Genomic DNA, 19,174 nt, shown 5'->3' on the forward strand with positions numbered 1-19,174 from the left:
AATCCGGGCTTCAGCGTGGCGCGGGCACGATGCCGGTGTCGCGTTGCAGGTTCAGCTTGCCGTGGAAGTTGACGTCGCCGATGCGGCCGTCGGCGTCGAAGCTGCGCTCGCTCAGGTCGAAACGGCCATCGTGGCGCACGCGCAGCACTGTGCTGGCGCGCGTGCCGTACAGCGGCGAGCGGATGAATGCCGACGACAGCAGCTTTTCCCATTCCGGCGCCACGCCCGTGGCAGGCAGCTCGAAATCCGCCGCCTGGCGCGCGTCGGCGAGCATTTGCAGGTAGGGCTCGGCGCTGGCGTTGGCCTGGCCGCTGTCGGCGGCCAGCACTTCGGCCAGCGCGCCCACGCGGCTGCGCACCTTGGGCCAGGGCGTGTCGAGCAGGGCGTTGGACAGGCCGTACAGCCCCGGGCGCAGCCGTTGCGGCTGGCGCGAGGCGGAGCGGTTGCTGTACCACCAGAGTTCACGCAGGTCGCTCGCCAGCAGGTTGAAGCCGTTGTAGCAGCCGTCTTCGCCGGTGAGGCCGTCCAGGTAATCGAACGGGGCCGCATGGCCGCGCAGGAAGCCGGCCACCAGCTCGCCGCGCGAGCGCGCGTCGGTGCGTTTTTCGGACGGGGCGCGATAGTTGGTCAGTGCGGCGAAGCGGCCGTCGGCGTTGACGCCCATCCAGGTGCCAGGCTCGCCGATGACTTCCGCCAGGTCGCGCCCGGCCAGCACCTGCGGTGCATCCTGCCACCAGTGCGCGGCCGCCGCGGGGCGGACATAGAATTCATCGCGGTTGCCGGCGACGACCAGGGCATAGTCCGGGTGGGATTGCCAGGCAACCAGGATCAGACACATCGCTTTGCTTCCTTTGCCGCCAGGGTTGCTGCAGTGGCACCCGGCGTACTTCAGTCCAACGGCAGACGCCTACAGCACGTCCAGGTCCACAAAGTGCTCGGCCCGCCGCTCGCCATCCACCCATTGGTCCAACCCGCTCTGCCGCCACAGGCCTTCCAGCGTGGCATCGAAAGCGGGCGGCACGTCGGCGTAACACTCCATCCAGGTCTGCACGCCGGCGCGGGTTTCCGGCCTGCGCATCAGCGTACCACCAATTCCGGTTGCTTCGGCGACCGTCTCCATCCAGCGGTGCCAGTGCGGCAGCGCCTCGGCGGCAACGGCTTCCGGGACGCGGAAATAGACGTACAGGTGATCGCTCATGGCAGGTCCTGTGGGTTCAGCCAGCGGCCTGGGCGGCCTCGCCCAGCGGCACCTCGTAGGGCAGGGTGGCGGTGGTCACCGCCGCGCCCTCGGCGCTGCCCAGGCGCAGCGCGCTGGAGGCGGCATCGATCTTCAGCTCGGCCAGGCCGGCCCAGCCGCCCTGGGGCGCTGGCGCGGCATTGACGATCATGCCGCACGGCTGGCCCGGATCTTCCGGACGATAGATTTCAGCCGCGGGCGCCGGCACTTCGCCTTCGCCCTGGACCAGCCACATGCGGCGCTTGAGCGTGCCGCGGTACTGGCTGCGCGCCACGATTTCCTGGCCGGGATAGCAGCCCTTGCGGAAATTGACGCCGCCGACCAGTTCGAAATTGATCATCTGCGGCACGAACTGCTCTTGCGTGGCCGCGACAATGCGGGGCAGGCCCGACTGCACTTCCAGCCAGTCCCACAGTGCGGGCGACGCATCCTGAAGCGTGGCAGCAAGCGCCGCGCGCACCGCCTCGGCACGCTCGGCCGGCAGCACCAGCTGCCAGCGCGGCTGGCCGGCGCCATCCGGCAGGCGGATCACGGTGACGGCGTCGGCTTCGGCTACGGCAAAGGCAATCTCCGGCACGGGCAGGCTGGCAGCGGCCAGCGCCTTGGCTGCACCGGCCCCGGCGAGACCGAGGACAGCATGGGTGGGGGTGACGTCGGACAGCTTGGCCTTGGCGCGCAGCACGAACATCGACAGGCGCTTCTGCACCGGGGCCTGGATGTCGGCCGACAGCTGCAGCATGATGCCTTCGGCATCGCGCCACATCAGGAAGGTGGCGAGCAGGCGACCCTTGGGCGAGCAGTAGCCGGCCAATCGGGCCGCGCCGGCCTTCAGGTCTTCGACCGCATTGGTCAGCTGGGTGTGCAGGAAGCTGCCGGCATCGTCGCCGGCAACACGGACCAGGCCGAGCCCGGCCGGGCTGCAGACGATGCCGCTGCCGCTCAAAGCTTCAAGGTTTGCGGCGAGTTCCTGGGCTTGGGCATTCATCACTGGCATTGCGTGGCAATCGTTGAGGCAATTCGGAAGAGGGAAGGCACCGGTCGTGCGCCGTGCCGGGCGGGCCGTCAAGCGGCGCCGGCGCCGCGGCGCATGGTCGGTGCGAGGCTGCCGGTTATTATATGGGGCTATGAGATTTTCGGCCGGCGCCGGCAGCACGTGGCGGCAAGCGGTGGTGCGCAAGCCCTCCGACGGATCCGGTCAGCCGCGCCTATTCCTGATACATGAAACGATTTTTCCTTAGTCTTGGCCTGGCCATCCTGGTATTCGCGCTGGCGGCCGTGGGCGCGTTCGCGTGGTGGGCCAATCACCCGCTGCCCCTCAACAAGTCGCCCATGGAGGTGGTGATCAAGCCCAATTCCGGCGTCGCCAGCGTCGGCCGCCAGATCCAGCGCGGCGGCGTCGGCATGGACCCGCGGCTGTTCATGCTGCTGGTGCGCCTGACCGGCCACGGCCCTGACCTGAAGGCCGGCGGCTATGAATTCGAGACCGGCGCCACGCCGCTGTCGATCATCGGCAAGCTGGCGCGCGGCGAGGTCACGCACTATGTGGTCACGGTGATCGAAGGCTGGGAATTCCGCAAGATGCGCGCCGCCGTGGACGCCAGCCCGGCGCTGCGGCACGACACCCGGGACATGTCCGATGCGGACCTGATGAAGGCAATCGGCGCGACGGAGACCTCGCCCGAAGGGATGTTCTTCCCGGATACCTACCTGTTCGCGCGCGGCACCAGCGATGTCGAACTGTACAAGCACGCCTACCGTGCGATGCAGCGGCGCCTGAACGAGGCCTGGAACGCACGCTCGCCCGACCTGCCGTACAAGACCCCGTACGAGGCCCTGGTGATGGCGTCGATCGTCGAGAAAGAAACGGGCCAGGCCGCCGAACGCCCGATGATCGCCGCCGTGTTCATCAACCGGCTGCGCAAGAACATGATGCTGCAGACCGACCCGACCGTGATCTACGGCCTGGGCGATGGCTTCGACGGCGACCTGCGCAAGCGCGACCTGCAGGCCGACACCCCGTACAATACCTACACCCGCACCGGCCTGCCGCCCACGCCGATTGCGCTGCCGGGGCTGGCTTCGCTGGCGGCGGCCACCACGCCGGCGCCATCCGACGCACTGTACTTCGTCGCACGCGGCGACGGCAGCAGCCATTTCTCCAACTCGCTTCCCGAACACAACCGCGCGGTCGACAAGTACCAGCGCGGCAAATAGGCATTCCATGCGCGGAAAATTCATCACATTTGAAGGCATCGACGGCGCCGGCAAGAGCACCCATATCGACTGGGTCGCCGACCGCCTGCGCGCACGCAGCGATATTGCCGGCGTCGTCACCACCCGCGAGCCCGGCGGCACGTCGCTGGGCGAAGACCTGCGCCAGATCCTGCTGCATCGCAAGATGCACCTGGAAACCGAGGCACTGCTGATGTTCGCGGCCCGGCGCGAGCATATCGCCGAGGTCATCTCCCCCGCGCTGGAGCGCGGCAAGTGGGTGATTTCCGACCGTTTCACCGATGCCACCTTCGCCTACCAGGGCGGGGGCAGGGGCCTGGCCACCGAGCGCCTGGAAGTACTGGAAGACTGGGTGCAGGGCGGCCTGCAGCCGGACCTGACGCTGCTGTTCGACGTGCCGCTGGAAACCGCCAGCGAGCGCCTGGCCGGGGCACGCGCGCCCGACCGGTTCGAATCCGAATCGCGCGCGTTCTTCCAGCGCACCCGCGATGAGTACCTGCGCCGCGCGGCCCAGTCGCCGCAGCGCTTCCGGGTGATCGACGCCACGCGCAGCATTGCAGACATTCGCGATGAACTTGAAAAAATCATCGCAACCATCTGATTTTTTGCCGATATATGCCTGACGTGATACGTGTGAACGCCGCGCTATTGTGGAATCCGCAATCGCAGGGCTATCACAGGTAAAACTTGAAGTTAGATCGTTAACCTACTGATTCACATGCTATATCCCTGGCAGAAGGAAGACTGGCAACGGCTCGGCGCGCTGCGTGAACGGCTGCCGCATGCCTTGCTGATCCATGGCCAGCAAGGCATCGGCAAGCGCGACCTGGCCCTGCATTTCGCGCAGGGGCTGTTGTGCGAGGCGCCGCTGCCGGACGGCCAGCCCTGCGGCCAGTGCGCCGCCTGCCACTGGTTCAGCCAGGGCAACCACCCGGATTTCACCGTGGTGCGGCCCGAGGCGCTGGACGCCGCGGCCGAGGCCGAGACCGACGAGGGCGGCAAGAAGAAGGCGCCCAGCAAGATCATCCGCATGGAGCAGGTGCGCGCGCTGATCGAGGCCGTGGGCGTGGGCACGCACCGGGCCGGGCTGCGCGTGGTGGTGGTGTATCCGCTCGATGCGCTGCAGACCGAGGGCGCCAACGCACTGCTGAAGACGCTGGAAGAGCCGCCGCCGTCCACCGTGTTCCTGCTGGTGACCGACCGCCTCGACCGTATCCTGCCGACCATCCTGTCGCGCTGCCGCCAGTTCTCGACCCAGCGCCCGACGCCGGAGGCTGCGCTGGCCTGGCTGCGCGGGCAGGGGGTGGCCGATGCCGAGGCCCAGCTGGCGCTGGCCGGCGGCTCGCCGCTGACCGCGCTGCATGCCGCCGAGGCCGAGGAGCAGCCGCTGCAGCGCTGGCTGGTCGGCCAGCTGGGCGCCGCCGCCGCCTTCGACGCCTCTGCGGCGGCCGAGCAACTGCAGAAGCTGCCGGTGCCTGCCGTGCTTGGCATCCTGCAGCGCTGGACGTACGATCTGCTGACGCTGCGCCTGGACGGCAGCGCCACGCCGCGGTACCTCCCCAAGGAACGGGCCGTGCTGGCGCGCTGCGCCGGGGCCACCGACGCGCGCCGCCTGCAGGCCTTTGCTACCCGGTTGGCCGCGCACCGCCGCAGCGAAAACCATCCGCTGGCGGCCCGGCTGGTGATGGAAGCGGTATTCCTGGAGTACCGCCAGCTGTTCCGATAGTACGCCAGGCAGTCAAAAAAAAAAGCCATAACAACAAGCAGCACCGTCATTCAGGGGGTCAACCATGAACACAGCAGTCGCCGGCGCACCGCCCGCTGCGCCAACTGGCAGCGGGGCGGCATCGCGCCCCAATGTGCTGTCCTTGTCGATCAAGGACCAGGCCGGGCTGTATGCGGCCTATATGCCGTTCCTGGCGCGCGGCGGCATCTTCGTGCCGTCGAACCGGCCGTTCCGGCTGGGCGAGCAGGTGTTCCTGGTGCTGTCGCTGGTGGACCGGCCGCAGAAATACCAGATCGCGGGCCACGTGGCCTGGATCACCCCGGCGGGCACGCCGATGAAGACCCCCGGCGTCGGCGTGCATTTCCCCGACGACGACAACGGGCGCAACCTGCGCCGCGCGGTGGAGGAGATCCTGGGCAAGATGCTGGAGTCCGGGCGCCCCACGCAAACCTTATGAATGTTGTGAGGTTGTTCTCGCAATATTTTGATTTTAAATGAATTTTTCACTTCGTATTGCCGAGCCCCGCGACCTGCCGGGCATCGTCGCCATCTATAACAGCACCGTGCCCTCGCGCATGGTTACCGCCGATACAGAACCGGTCACCGTGGCCTCGCGCCAGGCCTGGTTCGATGCCCACCAGCCCGGGCGCCGCCCGCTGTGGGTGTGTGAGGACGCCGACGGCCGCATGGCCGGCTGGATGAGCTTTTCAGACTTCTATGGCCGCCCGGCCTACGGTGCCACTGCCGAGGTGTCGATCTACCTGGATGCGCAGCGCCGCGGCCAGGGGCTGGGCCGCTACCTGCTGCAGCAGGCCATCGACCACGCGCCCGGGGTCGGCGTGAACACGCTGCTCGGCTTTATCTTCGGCCACAATGCGCCCAGCCTGGGCCTGTTCGCGTCGCTGGGCTTTACGCGCTGGGGCGACCTGCCGCGCGTCGCCGTGCTCGATGGTGTCGAGCGCGACCTGATCATCGTCGGCCGCCGCGTGGACGTGGCCTGAGCCAATAGAGATTCCCCCATGTTTGTCGATTCCCACTGCCATATCGATTTCCCCGAGCTGGCCGCGCGCCTGCCGGAACTGCTGGAGAACATGCGCGCCAACCAGGTCACGCATGCGCTGTGCATCTCGGTCACGCTGGAAGACTTCCCGCGCGTGCTGGCGCTGGCCGAGCAGCATCCGAACCTGTACGCCTCGGTCGGCGTGCACCCGGACTACGAAGAGGGCGAGGAACCCACGCTGGAGCGCCTGGTGGAGCTGTCCGCGCACCCGCGCGTGGTCGGCACTGGCGAGACCGGGCTGGACTACTACCGCCTGAACGGCCGCAGCATCGCCGACATGGAATGGCAGCGCGAGCGCTTCCGCACCCATATCCGCGCCGCGCGCCAGACCGGCAAGCCGCTGATCATCCATACCCGCTCGTCCGCCGACGACACGCTGCGCCTGATGCGCGAAGAGAACGCGCGCGAGGCCGGCGGCGTGATGCACTGCTTCACCGAGACCTGGGACGTCGCCCGCCAGGCGCTGGACGAGGGTTTCCATATCTCGTTCTCGGGCATCGTCACCTTCAAGAGCGCGGCCGACCTGCAGGAAACCGCGCGCAAGGTGCCGCTGGAGCGCATGCTGATCGAGACCGATTCGCCCTACCTGGCGCCGGTGCCATACCGCGGCAAGACCAACGAGCCTGCCTGGGTGCGCCATGTGGGCGAGTTCATCGCGCAGCTGCGCGGGGTGCCGGTGGAGCAGGTCGCGGAACAGATGACGGAAAATTTCTTCAATCTATTCAAGCATATTGACAGGAAATCTCATGTTTGACATGAAGTTTGCCCGACGCGCCGCCGGCGCTCTTGCGCTGGCCGCCGCCATGCTGGCGCAGGCCGCGCCTGCCGACGATATGCGCAAGGCCGTCGAATTCGACGACGCCAACACCGTCAAGAAGCTGCTGGCCAAGGGCGTCGATCCCAATCTGGTGGACAGCCGCGGCAACCCGGCGCTGGTGCTGGCGCTGCGCGAGAAGTCGCTGAAGGCGGCCACGGTGCTGATCCGCGCCAAGGACATCGATTTCGACAAGGCCAACCCGGCCGGCGAGACCCCGCTGATGATGGCCGCGCTGCAGGGCGAGCTGGACATGGTCAAGCTGATGGTCGACGAGATGGAGGCCGAGGTTAACAAGACCGGCTGGACGCCGCTGCACTACGCGGCCACCAACGGCCACAACAATGTGGTCAAGTACCTGGTCGACCAGGCCGCCTATATCGACGCCGAAAGCCCCAACGGCACCACGCCGCTGATGATGGCCGCGCGCGGCGGCCATATCGAGACCGTCAAGCTGCTGCTGGACGAAGGCGCCGACATGCGCCTGAAGAACCAGCAGGGCATGACCGTGATCGACTTTGCCGAGCGCTACAACCAGGCCGAGATCGCCAAGGGCCTGAAGGCCCGCTGGCAGAAGCTGTACCCGCAGACGCCGATCGTGGCGGCGCCGCCGCTGAAGGCGCCCACCGGTGAGCCGGGCGGGCAGCGGCCCGCGGCGCAGCAACCCAAGACCAAGGGCTGGTAAGCGCTCATGCCGACGATGGCCGTCGGGGCACGCCTGCGCCAGTGGGCGCGCGGGCTCAAGGCGAGCCTGCTGACGCTGTGGTTCTGCAGCCGCCATCCCGGCACGCCGTGGCGCGCGCGGCTGCTGGCCGCGCTGGTGGTGGCCTATGCCTTCAGCCCGATCGACCTGATCCCCGATTTCATCCCGGTGCTGGGCTATGTCGATGACGTGCTACTGGTGCCGCTGGGCATCTGGCTGACGCTGCGGATGATTCCGGTGGCGGTGAAGGATGAATGCCGCGTCCGGGCTCAGGCGTGGCAGGCCACGCATGCAAAACGGCCGCGCAATCGCGCGGCCGCCGTGGTCATCGTGCTGGTGTGGGTGTTGCTGGCCTGGCTGGCGTGGCGCTGGCTGGCGCCGGCCTAGTGTCCTGTTCCGCAAATAGCTTGCCAAAATGAAATCGTCCAGTTGGTCGTCAGGCTAGGCGCGAGGAGGCGCCATAGCCGTAGCTATGGCAACGACGAGCAACGACGACCAACGACGCATGGCGGCCAACTGGGCGATTTCATGGCAAGGTATTTGCGGAACAGGACACTAGGCATCGTCCGCCAGCCGCACCCCGGTGAACTGCCAGCGCTGGTGCGGATAGAAGAAGTTGCGGTACGTCGCCCGGATATGCGATTCGGGCGTGACGCACGACCCGCCGCGCAGCACCATCTGGCCGCTCATGAACTTGCCGTTGTACTCGCCCACCGCACCCGCGTTCGGGCGGAAGCCCGGATACGGCAGGAAGGCGCTGCCGGTCCATTCCCACACATCGCCGAACATCTGGCGCAGCACGCCTGAGGTGTTCTGCCGGTCCGGCAACGGCCGCAGCGCGCGGCCTTCAACAAAATTCCCGGTGGCCGGCAGGCTGCGCGCCGCGTGCTCCCATTCGGCCTCGGTCGGCAGCCGGCGCTCGGCCCAGCGCGCGAACGCCTCGGCCTCATAGAAGCTGACGTGGGTGACGGGACTGTCCGGATCGACCGGATGCATCCCACGCAGCGTCATCTGCCACCACGTGCCTTCGCGTTCTTCCCAGTAGAGCGGGGCCAGGATGCCTTGCTCGCACACCCAGCGCCAGCCGTCGGACAGCCACAGCCCGGCCGTCTGGTAGCCGCCATCCTCGATGAATTCAAACCATTGCCGGTTGCTGACCGGGTGCGAGCACAGCGTGAACGGCGCCAGGTAGGCCTTGTGCCGCGGCCCTTCGCAGTCAAAGGCAAAGGTCTCGCCGCGGTGGCCGATCTCCACCAGGCCGCCGTCAAAGCCGATCCAGTCCGGCGCGGGCCGAGGGTCGGCGATCACCGGCTCGGGCAGTTCCGGGGCAAAGGCAGGGCGCAGCGGGTTCTGCGCGAACAGGTGCAGGATGTCGGTCAGCAGCAGTTCCTGGTGCTGCTGTTCATGCTGCAGGCCGAGCATGATCAGCGCCGCCTCGTCATCGGTCTGGGCGCTGCCCAGCAGCGTCAGCATCGATTCGTCCACGGCTTCGCGGTAGGCCAGCACCTCGTCCAGCGAAGGGCGGGTCAGCAGCCCGCGCTGTGGCCGCGGGTGGCGCGGGCCGACCGCTTCGTAGTAGGAATTGAAGAGGTAGCGGTAGTCCGGGTCCACCGGCTCGTAGTCCGGGATCCGCGCAGCCAGCACGAATTCCTCGAAGAACCATGTGGTGTGCGCGAGGTGCCATTTTGCCGGGCTGGCGTCGTCCATGGACTGCACGGTGGCATCGGCATCGGACAGGTCGGCCACCAGGGTCTCGGTGGCGGTCCGTACGTGGCGATACTGCGAAAGCAGGGCGGGTTCGTGCGGCGGATGGAGGGCGGCGGCTGGCAACAGGGCTGAAGTCATGCGGGCTCCCGGGAGTGGATCGGTCGATGACTGCAGGCGGCGGGGCAGCCGCGGGCAAATAGCCGGGGCTGGCGCGCCGCCCATGGCACGCGGGGCGCCGTAGCGCCCCGATCCATCATAGACCTGATCCGTCCGCGGGGCGAGCCGGCGCCGTCCTGCGGCGCCGGCCGGCCACAGGACCTCAGGCGGCCAGGCGGCTGGGGTCGTTCAGTGCCGCGATTTCGGTGCGGGCGCTGGCCAGGCCGGCTTCGCGGAACTGCGGACCCATGGCCAGGCCGTGGGCACGCACGTAGGTGATGTCGGTGATGCCCAGGAAGCGGAACACGATGTCGACGGTCTTTTCGTGCAGGTCCAGCTCACTGGCATCCTGGCGCACGCCGCCGCGCGACGACACCACGATCACGCGCTTGCCGCCGGCCAGGCCCACCGGGCCGTTCTCGGTGTACTTGAAGGTGCGGCCAGCCTGCGCGATGCGGTCGATCCAGGCCTTGAGCTGGCTGGGAATGCTGAAGTTGTACTGCGGCACGCCCACCACCAGCACGTCGGCGGCCAGGAATTCAGCCAGCCATTGCTCGGTGCGCTGCAGCTCGGCTTCCTGAACGGCGCTCAGGCCTTCCTTCGGGCCGCCCAGCACCGGCAGCAGGTTGCCGGACAGGTGCGCCGGGGCGTCCTGGTCCAGGTCACGCACGGTGACCTGGGCGCCCGGGTTGGCGGCGACCAGGTCGGCCACCACGCTGGCGGTCAGGCTGCGCGAAACGGAGTTGTCGCCAAGGACGCTGGAATCGATCTGCAGGATGTTCATGTCTTTCTCCACAAGGGTGCGGTTGCGATGGATGAAAGATAGCGGCTGGCCATTGGTATCGGTAGTGAGGCAAAATGCAAATGATTGTTCTACCGGCGCAACGCCAGTCTGGCGGCACGCGGTGATCCCGGAGCCATCCATGCAAGACCTCAACGACTTGTCCCTGTTTGCCCAGGTGGTCGAACACGGCAGTTTTTCCGCGGCCAGCCGCGCCTCCGGCGTGCCCAAGTCACGCCTGAGCCGGCGCATCGCGCAGCTGGAACGCGACCTGGGCGTGCAGCTGCTGCGCCGCACGACACGGCAGGTGCGCGTTACGCCGCTTGGTGAATCCTTCTACGAACGCTGCCGCGCCATGCTCAACGAGGCCAAGGCGGCCCGCGAGGTCATCGAGCAGGCGCGCGAGCAGCCCGGCGGCACGCTGCGCATGAGCTGCCCGATCGCCATCGCCCAGATCCTGCTGGCGCCGGCGATTGGCCATTTCATGCGCGCCAATCCGGCCGTGCGCATCGAGCTGGAGACCACCAACCGGCGCGTGGACGTGATCGGCGAAGGCTTCGACCTAGCCCTGCGCGTGCGCGAGTCGATGGAGGACTCCAGCCTGGCCGTGCGCACCTTCGGTGAAAGCCAGCTGATGCTGGTGGCCAGCCCCGCGCTGCTGGACAGCATCGGCCGCCCGCGCACGCCGCAGGCGCTGGACGGCATGCCCGTCGTGGGCCAGCCGCCCCACGACGGCAAGCATGTCTGGAACCTGCGCTGCAAGACCAGCGACTCGATTCAGATTGCTTATGAACCGCGCCTGGTAACCGAAGACTTCGTGCTGCTGCGCGAGGCGGCAATCGCCGGCGCGGGCGTGGCCATGCTGCCGCGGATGTATTGCCGCGATGCGCTGGAAAGCGGCGAGCTGGAACTGGTGTTGCCGCAGTACGACATGCCGGTCGGCACGCTGCATGCGGTGTTCCCCTCGCGCAAGGGCGTGACGCCTGCCACCCGGCGCTTTCTCGACTTCCTTGGCGAGGTCCTGCCCGAATGCGCATACAAGGCCGGCATGCTTGAGCCGCGGCAGCCGGCGATGCACCGGGTGGTGTAGTGCAAGCCTGCCGCATGCGGCGTGGCCGGACTGGCGAGGTGGTGTGCCGGTCGCATCCCTGCCAGAAGGCGGTCTCGTATTTGCGGCTTTACCTTCACGCCGCCTCGCACTAAGGTACAGAGGCGAACCTCGCGCGTGAGGGTAAAGGCGCTTGGCTTCGACAACCAACTCGACAGACAACGGCAAGGAGAACGGCCATGGGTGGCTCTCAGGGTTCCCAGGACTTGGGCAAGGCGCTGCTGCGCATCGTGCTTGGCGTGCTGATCCTGATGCACGGCATCGCCAAGCTGACCGGTGCGACCGGCATGGGCTTTGTGGCGAAGGTGGTCGCCGACGCCGGGTTGCCGGCATGGCTGACCTACGGCGTCTACATTGGGGAAGTCGTGGCCCCGATCCTGCTCGTCATCGGGCTGTGGAGCCGGCTGGCGGCGCTGATCGTCGCCATCAACATGCTGTTTGCGGTGGCGCTGGTGCATACCAAGCAGCTTGGCATGCTGGCCGATACCGGCGGCTGGGCGCTTGAGTTGCAGGGGATGTTCCTGGGCGCGGCGCTGGCGGTGGCCCTGCTGGGAGCGGGCCGGCTCAGCGTGGGCGGCATCAATGGCAAGATGAACTAGCCGATCGGGTCAGATGGCGTACGGTGCGCCGGCGTTCCGGCGCCGGTGGCGCTTGCGCGTGGCTGCATGGCTGCATGTGCGCGCTGCCGCGGACTCATGGAGATCTATCGTGAAACCCTTCCGGCAGCTCTTTCCGGTCGTGGCCGCGGCGCTGGTCCTGTCAGGCTGCGCCAGCGTGCCCGACATCAAGACCGACTACAACCGCAGCACGGATTTCAGCGTCTATCGCAGCTTCGGCTTTGTCGAGCACCTTGGCACCGATCGCCAGGGCTATGAAAGCCTGACCACCCAGTACTTCAAGTCTGCAGTGCAGCGGGAACTGACCGCACGCGGCTACCGCTACGCGGCGCAGTCGCCGGACTTGCTGGTCAACTTCAACGCCCGGCTGCAGGAGAAGGTCCAGGTCAGCCCGGCGCCGACGCCGATGATGGGCTACTACGGTTATCGCGGCGGGCTGTATGCGCCGTGGCCGGGCTACGGCTTCTATAACGACGTCTATACCTACACCGAAGGCACGGTCAACATCGACCTGGTCGACCGGCGCCAGATGAAGCTGGTCTGGGAAGGCGTGGCGGTGGGCAGCGTGGACACCAGCGACAAGGCCAGCGCCCAGCAGCGCATCGACAAGACCGTGACGCAGATCTTTGCAAAGTATCCGTTCCGGGCCGGCCAGTAGCGCTGGCTCCGGGCCATATCAGGCTGCCGGCGGCGTTGCCGCCGCCCCGTCGATGGCATCCGCGACGAAGACCTCGGCCGGCTTGGGCGCGGACCACAGGTAGCCCTGGCCCAGCGGGCAGCGCAGGGCCAGCAGCGCTGCCCGCTGGGCGTCGGTCTCGACGCCTTCGGCCACGCACTCCAGGCCCAGCTCGCGCGCCAGGTTGATCATGTTGCGGCAGATGGCGGCACGCTGGCCATGCCCGTCGACATCGACAACGAACGAGCGGTCGAGCTTCAGCTGCGTGAACGGCAGGTCCGCCAGCAGCTTGAGCGTGGCGATGCCAACGCCGAAATCGTCGATCGCAACGCCGTAGCCCAGCAGCCGCAAGCGGTTCAGCGCGACTGACAGGGCCAGCGTATCGGGCACCGGATAGCCCTCGGTCAACTCCACCGTCAGCGCCTGCCGCGGCACGCCGCTGGCAGCCACCAGGGCATCAAACGCCTCCAGCACACCGGACCGGCACAGGGTTTGCGCCGACGCGTTGATGCCCAGCGCGATGTGGATGCCCGCCGCGCGCAGCCGCTGCTGCGCTGCCAGGCACTGGCGGGTCACGAAGAAGAACACCGGGTCGGCCGCGTCCAGCGCTTCGAGCCGCGGGATAAAGATGTCGGGCTGTACCAGGCCGTGCTCGGGATGGCGCCAGCGCACCAGCGCCTCGGCGCCGGCCAGCCGGCCGCTGGCAATGTCGTGCTGGGGCTGCAGCATGACCAGCAGGTCCGTGCCCGACCGGGTGGCGGCGAGCAGCTCTGCGTCGTCGGGTGACCACGGCGACGGGGCGGATTCGCCGGCAGGCTGGCGCATCAGCGCATCGGCCAGGATCTCTTCCACGGCATCGCGCGACAGCGGCTTGCGCAGCGCGTGCACGCGCGGGATGCCGGCGGCGTGCGCCAGGCCGCGGTTTGAATCCAGGATGTCCTCCGCCAGCGCCGTCACCCAGACCCACACCGGCGCCGCTCCGGCAAAGGCACGCTGCCCGCGCCGGTGCAGCTCGGCAATCAGCTCGGGGCCGTTGCCGCCAGGCATCTCGATGTCGCAGAGCACGATGTCGAACGGTTCGCGCGCAAGGATCTGGGCCGCCTGCGTGCCGTTTTCAGCGGAAACCAGGGCCTGCACGCCCAGATGCCGCAGCAGCCCCTCGGCCGCGACGCGCTGGAACGGATGGTCTTCAACGACAAGAACGCGCAGCCTGGCGTAGCGGATCGGCATGGGGGAGGGGGAGGCAACGGGCCGCCTGGAGTGCAATTCGATCGGGGGGTTGCCGCATGGTAGCGCGGCGCCGCTGCGCCAACCACCGGATGGCGTAAAGTCTGGCGCCGCTGGCATCCGCAATCGCACAGGAATCGTTGCGCCATCGCCCCGGAAACGGTCTGCGTTACGAATATTTGCGCTTTCCGATTCAATCGCCGCCTGCCATAACCGCTACAATCGCTGCCCGTAGTTTTGAACATGGCATGTCGATAATGGGTTTTGGCTGGTTCGGATTCTCGACTTTCTGGATAGTGCCGCTGGTCTGGCGGCTGGTGACGCGCTGGCTCGCCGGCGAGCGCCGGCTGGCAGGCCCGGGCTCATTGCGCGTCTGGCTCGGCACGCTCGCCGTGCTGTGCGCGAGTGCCTGCCTGGAAGCGCTGACCAGTGGCACCGATCCGGACTCGAGCGCCGGCGGTTCGGCCGGCCGCGCGCTGGCCGGCATGATGGGCAACCTGTTCGGCTGGACCGGTGCCTTGCTGTTGATGCTGGGCGTGCTGGCGCTGGCCGCGCCGATGGTGTTCGGCGAAACCTGGCGTAGCCTGTTCGCGCGCAAGCCGCGCCGCGGCGCCACGCCCGACGCCGCGCCGGAGGAGCCGCCGGTTTCCTTTGCGCCCACCCAGCCGCTGCGTGACGCAGAGCGCTGGGAGCCGCCGTCGGCGGGCAACCCCGGCTGGACTGCGCCCGCCACGCGTCATCGCAGCTTTGAAGCGGTGTCGGCGCGCCGCCAGCCCGCCTGGCAACCGCCGCGCCGCACGCGTGAATCCCCGCCGCAGCCGGGCGAGATCTGGCTGCACCATGCCGAGTCGCCGCACGCGGTCAAGCCGGCGCGCACCGCGCCGCCCGCACCCGCCGCACCGGCACCGGCACCGCGTCCTGCCCAGCCGGCGGCACGCAAGCCGGTCGCGACGGCAGCCCCTTCACCGGCTTCAGCGCCGCGGCCGGCACAGCCTCTGCGCGGCACGGTGGTCAGCAGCCCGTTCCGCCAACCGCAGCCCCTGGTGCGTTCGGCGATTACGACGCTGCCTGAAGCTTCCGGCAAGGGCATCGCCGCGGCCGCTGCTTCAGTCACCGTGGCTGCCGCCGTATCAGCGCCGGCTGAAGCCGCCGTCGTTGCGCCGGCGCCCGCTGGCGCCACGCAAGCCGTGGCCGCTCCCGCGCAACCGGTTGCCAGCCCGGAACCTGAGGTAGTGGCAGTGCCCGAAGCGCCTGCCATGGAACCAGTGTCCGCCGACACCGATATCGTTGGCGACATCGCGCCGGAATCCGTGCCGGCCGAAGCCGACGAAGCCACGCTTGCCGCAATCCGGCAGGAAGCCCTTGACCTGCTGGCCGAGTTGCAGGCGCTGGCAGGCAAGTCAGTGGTACCGCAAGCGGTTGCGCCGGAACTGCACCAACTGGACGCAGCTGTGCCGGATTCGGCGCCGGACATTGCCGTCGACACAGAACCGCACGCACTGGCTACCGTCACCCTGCCAGCCGAAGCCGAAGCCGAAGCCGAAGCCGAAGCCGAAGCCGAAGCCGAAGCCGAAGCCGAAGCCGAAGCCGAGAGCGGAGATCGCGTCGTTGTCATTGGGGAACCCGAAGCGCTGGCAGCAGCCGAGCCCGAATTGGATGTCACCGGCGCCGAGGCCGTAGCCCAGGCCGTGGCAAGCTCCGCGATGGAAGAGGGCAGCGCTCTCGATGCCAGCGCCCCGGCACCCGCGGAGGACAATGAAACGGACGGATTGATGGACGGCAACGGTCTGATCGCCGAGGAGGCGGAACCGGATGCGGCCGAGCCTGCCGAGGCAGCAGAACCGCCTGAAGCCACTGAAACCCCGGAAGTCCTTGACCCCGCTGAGGCGCCTGCACTGAACCAGGCTCCGGTCCCGGCCGCCAAGCCGCGCATCGTTCTGCCCGCCGTGGTCGGCCGCACCGTGCCGCTGGCTCCCGCCCAGCCGGCGCCCGTGCCGGTGCCCGTGCCGGTGCCGGTCGCGCCGCCGCCTCCGCGCCCCGTCGTCGACTACCGCCTGCCACCGGCCGAACTGCTGGAGACCGGGGTCGACAGCGCCGAACAGGTGTCGGAAGAACGCCTGCGCGAAACCGGCGAGCTGATCGCCCAGCGGCTGGCCGAGTTCAAGGTGCCAGTCGCCGTGGTCGGCGCCGGCGCCGGCCCGGTGATCACCCGCTTTGAGGTCGAGCCCGCGATGGGCGTGCGTGGCGCCCAGGTGGTCGGGCTGATGAAGGACCTGGCGCGCGCGCTTGGCGTGACCTCGATCCGTGTGGTCGAGACCATTCCCGGCAAGACCTGCATGGGGCTGGAACTGCCCAATGCGCGCCGGCAGATGATCCGGCTGTCGGAGATCGTCAACGCGGCCTCGTTCCAGGCGCACCATTCGCGGCTGGTGCTGGCCATGGGCAAGGACATCACCGGCAATCCGGTGGTGACCGACCTGGCCCGCGCGCCGCACCTGCTGGTGGCCGGCACCACCGGCTCGGGCAAGTCGGTGGCGGTCAACGCCATGATCCTGTCGATGCTGTACAAGGCCACGCCCGAAGACGTGCGCCTGATCATGATCGACCCCAAGATGCTGGAACTGTCGGTCTACGAGGGCATCCCGCACCTGCTGGCGCCGGTGGTCACCGACATGAAGCAGGCCGCGCACGCGCTCAACTGGTGCGTCGGCGAGATGGAGAAGCGCTACAAGCTGATGTCCGCGCTGGGCGTGCGCAACCTGGCCGGCTACAACCAGAAGATCCGTGCCGCGGAGGCCGCCGAGCGGAAAGTGCCGAACCCGTTCTCGCTGACGCCGGAAGCGCCCGAGCCGCTGTCGCGCCTGCCGATGATCGTGGTGGTGATCGACGAACTGGCCGACCTGATGATGGTCGCCGGCAAGAAGATCGAGGAACTGATCGCGCGCCTGGCACAGAAGGCGCGCGCCGCTGGCATCCACCTGATCCTGGCCACGCAGCGCCCCTCGGTGGATGTGATCACCGGCCTGATCAAGGCCAATATCCCGACACGCGTGGCATTCCAGGTCTCATCCAAGATCGATTCGCGCACCATCCTCGACCAGATGGGCGCCGAGAGCCTGCTCGGCCAGGGCGACATGCTGTTCCTGCCGCCTGGCACCGGCTATCCGCAGCGCGTGCATGGCGCCTTTGTTGCCGACGACGAAGTGCACCGCGTGGTGGAACACTGGAAGCAGTTCGGCGAGCCGGACTACGATGAAGCCATCCTTGCCGGCGACCCGGCCGAGGCCGGCAGCACCGACCTGTTCGGCGACAGCGGCGGCGACGGCGAGGCCGACCCGCTCTACGACGAAGCCGCCAGCTTTGTGCTGACCAGCCGCCGCGCCTCGATCTCCGCTGTGCAGCGCCAGTTGCGTATCGGCTACAACCGCGCGGCGCGGCTGATCGAGCAAATGGAAGTGGCCGGACTGGTGACGCCGATGGGCCGCAACGGCGCGCGCGATGTGCTGGCGCCCGGGCCGGGCGACTGACGGCGCCTGCAACCACGATCTCCAGGAGGCAGCATGCAGCCTGAACACGGAAACCTGCTGGCCGATGTGCCGGCCGGTGCGGCGCAGGAAATCTTCCAGCCGTTGCTGGAACGGCCTGGGCTGCGGATCGAACGCATTGTCTCCAACGGACAAGCCAGCCCGGAAGGCTTTTGGTACGACAGTCCCGAGGCCGAATGGGTGTTGCTTGTCAGCGGCAGCGCCGCCATCGAGTTCGAGGGGCAGGCAGGCCAGCACCGCATGCAGCCGGGTGACTGGCTGCACCTGCCCGCCAACTGCCGCCACCGCGTGGCCTGGACCGATGCCACGCAGCCCAGCGTCTGGCTGGCGGTGCATCACAACGCGGGCTGAGCGCCCGCGTGCGTTGTGGCTGGCGCCTGACGGCCTACTCCCCGGTCTGTTCCGGAAACACCGGCTCGCCCAGATTCAGCATCAGCCGGTTCGCCCAGGCAAAGATGGCGACCGAGTGGATCAGGTCCAGGATTTCCGCATCTGTGACGCCCGCTTCCCGCAACGGCTTGAGCTGCTCGGCAGTGACTTCGGAGGGCTGTTCGGTCAGTTCGATTGAGAACTTCGCGATTGCCTGCTCGCGGGCAGTCGTGCCGGCGGAATGGGGATCGTCGAATACCTGGCGGATCACCTCGTTGCGCTTGGCCAGCTGCTCAAAGCGCTGGGCATGGACTGACGCGCAGTAGACGCAGCCGTTGATGCGGGACACCACCGTGCTGGCCAGTTCGCGTTCGGCGCGCGACATGCCGCCCGGGGCGTACATGATGGCGTTGAAGGCGGTGGAGCGCTGGCGCAGGATCTCGGGCTGGTGCACGAGGAACAGGTAGTAGTCCGATACCTTGGCCTTGGGGTGGCTTTCCTCCAGCACCGCGACCTGCTCGGGCGTGGCGCTGTCGACTGATACCACGTCCAGCCAGGCCTTCCAGTCCAGCACTTCGTTGGTGAAGCCATGCGCGCGGATCGGGTTCTGCAGCAGGGCGCCGGCCGTGGCGGGCACGGCCGTGGTGGCTGGTGCGCCGGCGCCCAGTGCCTGCATCGCCTTGAGTCCGGCCACCAGGCGCACCTGGTAGGACAGGAAGGCGATCAGTTGCGCCAGCGTTACCACGTCGGGCGTGGCAAGGCCGGCGGCGGGCAGGGTCTTCAGCGCGGCCTGGTCGCCTTCCACGGGGCGCTCGCTCAGCGTGCGGGTGAAGGCCAGGATGGCGCGCAGGCGCGCGTCGGCGAGCGTGTCGGGGTTGCCCTGCCCGGCCAGGGTGATCAGCGCAACGTCGGCCTCGATGGCCTGCAGGCGGGCGCGATAGTGGGCCACCAGGTCGGCGGCGCCGGCCAGGCGGGCGGCGTAGAGCGCGACCAGCAGGCGCTCGGCGAGGGTCAGGCCGGGCAGGGCAGGATCGAACAGCCCCTTGTAGCTGCCCTGGGTGGAGGCCACCACCTTGTCGCGTGCGTGACGCAGCGTGTGGATGGCGGAGCCGGCGGCTAGGCCGGCGACCTGGTCGACCACGTCAGTGGCGGCAGCGTTGGCTTGGGTCATGTGAAGACTCCCGGAGTGTCGAAGGATTCGTTGTCGTGCTGGCGC

20 protein-coding genes are annotated in these 19,174 nt (G+C 68.1%); 13 read left to right on the top strand and 7 right to left on the bottom strand.

Annotation, left to right across the window (positions count from 1 at the left end; translation table 11 throughout):
* Positions 1-10: 10 nt before the first annotated feature.
* From RS901_RS13875 to RS901_RS13885, 3 genes are all read right to left on the bottom strand, one after another.
* On the bottom strand, positions 11-838 hold the full coding sequence (locus RS901_RS13875) for an NRDE family protein (RefSeq protein ID WP_316149345.1): 828 nt from the start codon (positions 836-838) through the stop codon (positions 11-13).
* A 69-nt stretch (positions 839-907) separates the two neighbouring features.
* The gene (locus RS901_RS13880) at positions 908-1,198 is read right to left on the bottom strand and encodes a DUF4936 family protein (RefSeq protein WP_013956564.1); all 291 of its coding nucleotides are present in this window, start codon (positions 1,196-1,198) and stop codon (positions 908-910) included.
* 16 nt (positions 1,199-1,214) lie between these two features.
* On the bottom strand, positions 1,215-2,231 hold the full coding sequence (locus tag RS901_RS13885) for a folate-binding protein (protein ID WP_316149346.1): 1,017 nt from the start codon (positions 2,229-2,231) through the stop codon (positions 1,215-1,217).
* Between the two features lie 224 nt (positions 2,232-2,455).
* Between RS901_RS13885 and mltG the strand changes: the two genes are divergently transcribed.
* The 8 genes from mltG to RS901_RS13925 all read left to right on the top strand — a co-directional run bounded on the left by mltG (position 2,456) and on the right by RS901_RS13925 (position 8,159).
* Entirely contained in the window at positions 2,456-3,451 is a 996-nt protein-coding gene (mltG, locus tag RS901_RS13890; protein WP_316149347.1) for an endolytic transglycosylase MltG, read from the top strand.
* Positions 3,452-3,458: 7 nt separating this feature from the next.
* The gene (gene tmk, locus RS901_RS13895; RefSeq protein ID WP_316149348.1) at positions 3,459-4,070 is read left to right on the top strand and encodes a dTMP kinase; all 612 of its coding nucleotides are present in this window, start codon (positions 3,459-3,461) and stop codon (positions 4,068-4,070) included.
* Between the two features lie 117 nt (positions 4,071-4,187).
* Positions 4,188-5,195, top strand: a complete 1,008-nt coding sequence (locus tag RS901_RS13900; RefSeq protein ID WP_316149349.1) for a DNA polymerase III subunit delta' — start codon at positions 4,188-4,190, stop codon at positions 5,193-5,195.
* A gap of 64 nt (positions 5,196-5,259) precedes the next feature.
* A complete protein-coding gene (locus RS901_RS13905; protein WP_316149352.1) occupies positions 5,260-5,652 on the top strand; it encodes a PilZ domain-containing protein in 393 nt (130 codons plus the stop codon).
* A gap of 37 nt (positions 5,653-5,689) precedes the next feature.
* The gene (locus tag RS901_RS13910; RefSeq protein ID WP_114130373.1) at positions 5,690-6,196 is read left to right on the top strand and encodes a GNAT family N-acetyltransferase; all 507 of its coding nucleotides are present in this window, start codon (positions 5,690-5,692) and stop codon (positions 6,194-6,196) included.
* 18 nt (positions 6,197-6,214) lie between these two features.
* Positions 6,215-7,009 (top strand): TatD family hydrolase, encoded by a 795-nt coding sequence (locus RS901_RS13915; RefSeq protein ID WP_316149354.1) that lies wholly within the window; start codon positions 6,215-6,217, stop codon positions 7,007-7,009.
* Positions 7,002-7,754, top strand: a complete 753-nt coding sequence (locus tag RS901_RS13920) for an ankyrin repeat domain-containing protein (protein ID WP_410054114.1) — start codon at positions 7,002-7,004, stop codon at positions 7,752-7,754. Before RS901_RS13915 ends, RS901_RS13920 begins: the two co-directional genes overlap by 8 nt.
* A gap of 15 nt (positions 7,755-7,769) precedes the next feature.
* Positions 7,770-8,159, top strand: a complete 390-nt coding sequence (locus RS901_RS13925) for a YkvA family protein (protein ID WP_316153502.1) — start codon at positions 7,770-7,772, stop codon at positions 8,157-8,159.
* 168 nt (positions 8,160-8,327) lie between these two features.
* Here RS901_RS13925 and egtB read toward each other — a convergent pair whose 3' ends face one another.
* Positions 8,328-9,617 carry an ergothioneine biosynthesis protein EgtB gene (egtB, locus tag RS901_RS13930; RefSeq protein ID WP_316149355.1) on the bottom strand — a complete coding sequence of 430 codons (1,290 nt, stop codon included), beginning with the start codon at positions 9,615-9,617 and terminating at the stop codon, positions 8,328-8,330.
* Between the two features lie 181 nt (positions 9,618-9,798).
* Positions 9,799-10,419: an FMN-dependent NADH-azoreductase gene (locus RS901_RS13935; protein ID WP_316149357.1), complete on the bottom strand. Its 621-nt coding sequence runs from the start codon at positions 10,417-10,419 to the stop codon at positions 9,799-9,801.
* A 139-nt stretch (positions 10,420-10,558) separates the two neighbouring features.
* Between RS901_RS13935 and RS901_RS13940 the strand changes: the two genes are divergently transcribed.
* The 3 genes from RS901_RS13940 (at position 10,559) to RS901_RS13950 (ending at position 12,799) form a co-directional block, all read left to right on the top strand.
* Entirely contained in the window at positions 10,559-11,506 is a 948-nt protein-coding gene (locus RS901_RS13940; protein WP_316149359.1) for a LysR family transcriptional regulator, read from the top strand.
* A gap of 197 nt (positions 11,507-11,703) precedes the next feature.
* Positions 11,704-12,123: a DoxX family protein gene (locus tag RS901_RS13945; RefSeq protein WP_316149360.1), complete on the top strand. Its 420-nt coding sequence runs from the start codon at positions 11,704-11,706 to the stop codon at positions 12,121-12,123.
* Positions 12,124-12,232: 109 nt separating this feature from the next.
* Entirely contained in the window at positions 12,233-12,799 is a 567-nt protein-coding gene (locus RS901_RS13950; protein WP_316149361.1) for a DUF4136 domain-containing protein, read from the top strand.
* Between the two features lie 18 nt (positions 12,800-12,817).
* Here RS901_RS13950 and RS901_RS13955 read toward each other — a convergent pair whose 3' ends face one another.
* Positions 12,818-14,047 carry an EAL domain-containing response regulator gene (locus RS901_RS13955; RefSeq protein WP_316149362.1) on the bottom strand — a complete coding sequence of 410 codons (1,230 nt, stop codon included), beginning with the start codon at positions 14,045-14,047 and terminating at the stop codon, positions 12,818-12,820.
* A gap of 254 nt (positions 14,048-14,301) precedes the next feature.
* Here RS901_RS13955 and RS901_RS13960 point away from each other — a divergent pair, with 254 nt between their 5' ends.
* Together RS901_RS13960 and RS901_RS13965 are read left to right on the top strand one after the other, a co-directional pair.
* Entirely contained in the window at positions 14,302-17,571 is a 3,270-nt protein-coding gene (locus RS901_RS13960; protein WP_316153504.1) for a DNA translocase FtsK 4TM domain-containing protein, read from the top strand.
* A 33-nt stretch (positions 17,572-17,604) separates the two neighbouring features.
* On the top strand, positions 17,605-17,940 hold the full coding sequence (locus RS901_RS13965; protein WP_316149363.1) for a cupin domain-containing protein: 336 nt from the start codon (positions 17,605-17,607) through the stop codon (positions 17,938-17,940).
* A gap of 34 nt (positions 17,941-17,974) precedes the next feature.
* On the opposite strand, the gene RS901_RS13970 is transcribed toward RS901_RS13965, so the two are convergent.
* Positions 17,975-19,129 (bottom strand): peroxidase-related enzyme, encoded by a 1,155-nt coding sequence (locus tag RS901_RS13970; protein ID WP_316149364.1) that lies wholly within the window; start codon positions 19,127-19,129, stop codon positions 17,975-17,977.
* Positions 19,130-19,174: the final 45 nt, after the last annotated feature.

Origin of the sequence: Cupriavidus sp. BIC8F (assembly GCF_032465815.1) — a bacterium.
GTDB classification, from domain to species: Bacteria; Pseudomonadota; Gammaproteobacteria; order Burkholderiales; family Burkholderiaceae; genus Cupriavidus; species Cupriavidus necator.

Coding starts and splice junctions, on each gene's coding strand:
- RS901_RS13935 (WP_316149357.1), bottom strand. CDS start 10,419: ATGAACATCCTGCAGATCGATTCCAGCGTCCTTGGCGACAACTCCGTT.
- mltG (WP_316149347.1), top strand. CDS start 2,456: ATGAAACGATTTTTCCTTAGTCTTGGCCTGGCCATCCTGGTATTCGCG.
- RS901_RS13875 (WP_316149345.1), bottom strand. CDS start 838: ATGTGTCTGATCCTGGTTGCCTGGCAATCCCACCCGGACTATGCCCTG.
- RS901_RS13945 (WP_316149360.1), top strand. CDS start 11,704: ATGGGTGGCTCTCAGGGTTCCCAGGACTTGGGCAAGGCGCTGCTGCGC.
- RS901_RS13925 (WP_316153502.1), top strand. CDS start 7,770: ATGGCCGTCGGGGCACGCCTGCGCCAGTGGGCGCGCGGGCTCAAGGCG.
- RS901_RS13940 (WP_316149359.1), top strand. CDS start 10,559: ATGCAAGACCTCAACGACTTGTCCCTGTTTGCCCAGGTGGTCGAACAC.
- RS901_RS13900 (WP_316149349.1), top strand. CDS start 4,188: ATGCTATATCCCTGGCAGAAGGAAGACTGGCAACGGCTCGGCGCGCTG.
- RS901_RS13915 (WP_316149354.1), top strand. CDS start 6,215: ATGTTTGTCGATTCCCACTGCCATATCGATTTCCCCGAGCTGGCCGCG.
- RS901_RS13905 (WP_316149352.1), top strand. CDS start 5,260: ATGAACACAGCAGTCGCCGGCGCACCGCCCGCTGCGCCAACTGGCAGC.
- RS901_RS13885 (WP_316149346.1), bottom strand. CDS start 2,231: ATGCCAGTGATGAATGCCCAAGCCCAGGAACTCGCCGCAAACCTTGAA.
- RS901_RS13965 (WP_316149363.1), top strand. CDS start 17,605: ATGCAGCCTGAACACGGAAACCTGCTGGCCGATGTGCCGGCCGGTGCG.
- RS901_RS13960 (WP_316153504.1), top strand. CDS start 14,302: ATGGGTTTTGGCTGGTTCGGATTCTCGACTTTCTGGATAGTGCCGCTG.
- egtB (WP_316149355.1), bottom strand. CDS start 9,617: ATGACTTCAGCCCTGTTGCCAGCCGCCGCCCTCCATCCGCCGCACGAA.
- RS901_RS13970 (WP_316149364.1), bottom strand. CDS start 19,129: ATGACCCAAGCCAACGCTGCCGCCACTGACGTGGTCGACCAGGTCGCC.
- RS901_RS13880 (WP_013956564.1), bottom strand. CDS start 1,198: ATGAGCGATCACCTGTACGTCTATTTCCGCGTCCCGGAAGCCGTTGCC.
- RS901_RS13955 (WP_316149362.1), bottom strand. CDS start 14,047: ATGCCGATCCGCTACGCCAGGCTGCGCGTTCTTGTCGTTGAAGACCAT.
- RS901_RS13920 (WP_410054114.1), top strand. CDS start 7,002: ATGTTTGACATGAAGTTTGCCCGACGCGCCGCCGGCGCTCTTGCGCTG.
- RS901_RS13910 (WP_114130373.1), top strand. CDS start 5,690: ATGAATTTTTCACTTCGTATTGCCGAGCCCCGCGACCTGCCGGGCATC.
- tmk (WP_316149348.1), top strand. CDS start 3,459: ATGCGCGGAAAATTCATCACATTTGAAGGCATCGACGGCGCCGGCAAG.